This window comes from Spiroplasma sp. ald (genome assembly GCF_044714355.1).
Taxonomy (GTDB): domain Bacteria; phylum Bacillota_I; class Bacilli_A; order Mycoplasmatales; family Mycoplasmataceae; genus Spiroplasma; species Spiroplasma phoeniceum.
Map to the genome: position 1 here is coordinate 1 of NZ_RXFY01000105.1, position 3310 is coordinate 3310.

The window sequence follows — 3310 nt, forward strand, 5'->3', positions numbered from 1 at the left end:
CCCACTATTACCAGTTAAATTAGCATAACCTTGTACTGTACTAGAAATAATAGCATCAGCACTTACTAATTCTTCATTGCCTTTACCGTTGTCAACAAGCGAGTGAGTAGTATCTTTTTGCCCTACAAAATGAGTACGATTAATAATTATTTCAATTCTTTTATAATAAATATTGTCTTGGACATCTTTAATTAAATTAAATACAGATAAACAATCAGGAACATTATCTATTGTTGTTTTTGTACCATGAACTAATTTAGGTAAATTTGTAAATTCAACAATAGGTAAAATATTTATACCAGTATCATATTACATTGTAGAAACTGGTCTTAGTTTACTTTCTAATTCACCATAAGTTTGTCAAATTCCAATTTCTAAATCTTTGGCTGTATAGTAAGTTATTTTTGCTTTTTTTGGGTAAAATTGTACTCTTTGATATCACATATAGTCAGATTGAACCGGTAATATTCACATTTCCGCATATTGTTGTTCTATTTCAGAATATTTAGCAATACGAACATTTGAACCAATATGTGCAACATCAATCGTTAAATCGCCAGTCTCTGTTTTTAATAAATACATGATACTACGACCATATAAACTATTTGCTAATTCATTTTGATATAGTTTAGAATAAACATAGTTTTTTTCGTATCATTCTTCTATTCAATCTTGCGTATCATCATTATCACAATTAAACATTAAACCTTGTCCAATAGTTAACGGAGCCGCTTTTCTATTAGCAATAATTCAAGGAATATTAATATAATATTTTTGTTTTTGTAATATTTTATATTTTCCTGTTTCTAAATAATTTAAATATTCAGGTTGTTTATTTATTTCTTTAAAATCTATTTCATTATTCATTTTTACACCTTTTTTATCATCACCCATTATATAATCACCATAAGGAGAGTGTCAAAAAATGTGAAAATTATTAACATTAATTACTAGTATTTTAGAAAATCCAAAAATAGTAATAAGAATTATAAAATTATTAGAAAAATATGGTAATTCTAAAATAAAAGCAATTTTACAAAGTATTAAAGATATTGAAAAAAAAATTAGCACAAATTCAATATTATTTAAACCCTAATATATTAAGTGATTTATTAGCAAAAATACCTAAAGGTTTAGAAATACAATTATTTAAAGATATTAGTTTTTTAGATAAAAATAAATATAAAGAAATTGTAAAATCATTAACACCAACAGAAAGTAATTGAACTATATTATCTAGTAGTTGATGTAAAAAGGGATTTTTTCAAATAACTAATAAACAAAAATTAATAGGTAATTTAACTATTTTAATTCAATCAGATAATGATAAACAAAAAAAGATGATATGGACCTTATACATATCCAAAAGTACATATTCAAGTATGACAAGCAATGAAATCAGCAACTGGTAAAAATGGAACTGGGGCAGGGTCAGTATTTTGAAATATGTGATTATATGTATGATTACGCAGTGAATTAAGAGAATATGTTAATTGACAAATATATACACAACAAAATAAAGGCGGCGGTGATGTTAAATTAAGAGCTAGTCGTATTAATAATAATTTATTACAATTAAATAAAGAAATAAATCGTTATAGTACTAATTTTTATAATTTAAAAAATAGTAAATTAAATAAAAATAAACAATATATTGATAATAAAAATTGATTAAATCAACAGCGAGAATATGCTACTAATTTAAAAATAGGGTATCAAAAATTACATACTAAAATAATATCAAAACCAAAAACAATAAATCTTTATAAAGAACTTAAAAAAGGAATTAATGTAATTAAACATCCAATAAATACTATAAAAAATAAAAAAAATAGGTTAATACTTATTTTTTATATACTATGAATTTTTAATTACTACATCAATTGGATTTGTTTGACCAGTAGCNTTGTTTTTACCCTCAATTTGAACTTCAACAGTTTTATTGTTTGTAATATCAATTGGTCATTCTTCACCCTTACTTTCAATAAAGTAATCAAAATCAGTTTCTGTTAAAGAACTATTTACGGCTTTTACTGCTTTTAAAACAACATCTTTAAATTGTGGTTTTAATTGTTCTGCTGTTGCTTGTGTTGGGTCTGTTACATGAATAGTTGGTTTGTCTAATTTACTAATTCCACTGATATTAATTTTAGAGTTACCTTTAATTAATATTTTTTTATCATTAATATTTTGATTATCAATAATACCTGCATTAATATGTAAATAAATATCACCACTTACAATTTCATTAACTGGTAAATAAATACCTGCTGAATTTGATTGAATTGAATAATCATTTTTACTATCGCTTAATAGCATATTATTTCTCATAAATGCTAAAACTCTTTTTTTCTGTGGTGTAGTTAAATTATTATCTAATACTTTATCAAATATTTTTTTAATTTCTGCTTTGTCAGGAGTAGATGGAGTAATTCCAAAAAACTCATTATATTTTTTAGATACATCCATATTTAATGCTGTTTGATCAACATCTAAATTATTAATATTAGTAATAGTATTTTGCATTGCAGTTTTAAATGTAGGATTATAAAAATCTTTATAATTTGGATCATAATCTAATAATTGATAAGTTAATTCATTTTCTCATTCACCAGTAAATTCATTAATTTTTTGTCAACTATCACCAGTTGGATCACTATTATCTCATAAACGAGCAATAGCATCCATTTGTTCTTGTTCTGTAAACATTTCTTTAACAATTAAGAAACCTAATTCTGGTCTTGTTAAAGCAGGTAATGAAAATAATACCCGACTAGTAAATGCAGGCTCTTGTGTATCATTATCAACATAACTAATATTTTCAGTAAAAATAGTAATCATTGCTGCATTATCTCTATGAATTACAAGTCCCTCAATTTTTTTATTAATTGATAAATCAAAACCACGAGTTCTATTCATTCCTTGTAAATTAACCTCTAATTGTCCATCTGATGTTTTACCATATAAAGGTTTAATATTTTGTCCAAGTCATAATGATTTAGAAACCATATAACCTAAAACTTTATCTTGGAATAAAGTACCTGTTACCATTGTATTTGCTGAAATATTTTCACCAATTAATTGAGTATATGCTCGTGTTAAATCTAAATATGAATGTGGTTCTCAAATCATTTCTCAATCACTAGTATTTGTACCAATTTGAGATGCATTAATTTTTCTTGTTTCATCTGTCATACGATGTCCTAATTTATACATTAGACTTCTTGCATAACCTAGTTATTTTAAAATTCCTATAAAATATATTTAAAATAGAAATTATAGGAATCTAAAATTATGAAATTTGATAAAT

Annotated in this window: 3 protein-coding genes; 2 read left to right on the forward strand and 1 reads right to left on the reverse strand. The window is 24.2% G+C overall.

Annotated elements, in window-relative coordinates:
- Positions 1–309 precede the first annotated feature (309 nt).
- Positions 310–894: a hypothetical protein gene (locus tag EHU54_RS05020; protein WP_400249273.1), complete on the reverse strand. Its 585-nt coding sequence runs from the start codon at positions 892–894 to the stop codon at positions 310–312.
- 31 nt (positions 895–925) lie between these two features.
- On the opposite strand from EHU54_RS05020, the gene EHU54_RS05025 reads away from it, so the two are divergent.
- Positions 926–1096 (forward strand): hypothetical protein, encoded by a 171-nt coding sequence (locus EHU54_RS05025; RefSeq protein ID WP_400249274.1) that lies wholly within the window; start codon positions 926–928, stop codon positions 1094–1096.
- Positions 1053–1412 (forward strand): hypothetical protein, encoded by a 360-nt coding sequence (locus EHU54_RS05030; protein ID WP_400249276.1) that lies wholly within the window; start codon positions 1053–1055, stop codon positions 1410–1412. Before EHU54_RS05025 ends, EHU54_RS05030 begins: the two co-directional genes overlap by 44 nt.
- Positions 1413–3310 lie beyond the last annotated feature (1898 nt).